A 778-nucleotide genomic window follows, 5' to 3' on the forward strand; every position below is an offset into this window, starting at 1 on the left:
CCTGGATCCGGATCGGTCAGGTAGGACAGCATCAGCTCCTCGTGGTTGCCCGCCAGGCAATGCCGTGTGAAGCCCTTGGGCGGCGGCAGAAGAAGGTGATCCAGGACATCGGCGCTCTGCGGGCCGCGGTCCACATAGTCGCCCAGGAGGACGATCCATTTTTCGCCGGTGATCGCTGCCGCATCCTCGCTGATCCGCTTCTCCATCTTGAGCAGCAGCTCGTAGCACCCGTGGATGTCGCCGACGGCGTAGACCACCTCCGGTGCCTCATCGAAGAAGAGCCTGGGCCGGCTGCCCGTTGAGGCGCGGGAACGCCAGCGTGCCATGCTCTCCAGCAACCGGCGCACCATCACGCTTTCTCCGCCGGCCGGTTGCGGCGCGCCAACGGCCCGAGGCCAGCGGCGAGCACGGCGACGAAGAGATAGGTCACACCCTGGATTTCCAGGCTGAAGTCGACCGTGGAGTGAACGGCTGCCACCACCACGGCGCCGAAGGCGGCGACCGTCGCCGGATCCTCCACCTGACGGCGCTGGAGAATGCCGATGAGCTGGAACAGGCACCAGCCGATCATCACCAGCGGGATGCTGCCAAAGAGCAGGCCGTGGTCGGTCCAGAGCGCCAGATAGGTCGAGTGGGTCTTTTCCCAGACCATGTCGAAGTTGACCGGCGCCTGGTGGTAGAGCGGGTAGGCGTATTCGAAGCTATTGCCGCCGAAGCCGAGAAACGGACGGTCGCCGATCATCGACCAGATCTGCCAGTAGAGATCGGCGCGGACATT

The 778-nt window shown here is 64.8% G+C and carries 2 protein-coding genes; both read right to left on the reverse strand.

All coding sequences use genetic code 11. From position 1 onward, the window contains the following. On the reverse strand, positions 1-350 hold a 350-nt coding region (locus EO99_RS0125415; RefSeq protein ID WP_235776929.1), incomplete at its 3' end, for a metallophosphoesterase. Next, on the reverse strand, positions 350-778 hold a 429-nt coding region (locus tag EO99_RS27935; protein WP_029621335.1), incomplete at its 5' end, for an O-antigen ligase family protein. The genes EO99_RS0125415 and EO99_RS27935, both read right to left, overlap by 1 nt.

The sequence above is a fragment of the Pseudorhizobium marinum genome (genome assembly GCF_000705355.1).
Taxonomy (GTDB): Bacteria; Pseudomonadota; Alphaproteobacteria; order Rhizobiales; family Rhizobiaceae; genus Neorhizobium; species Neorhizobium pelagicum.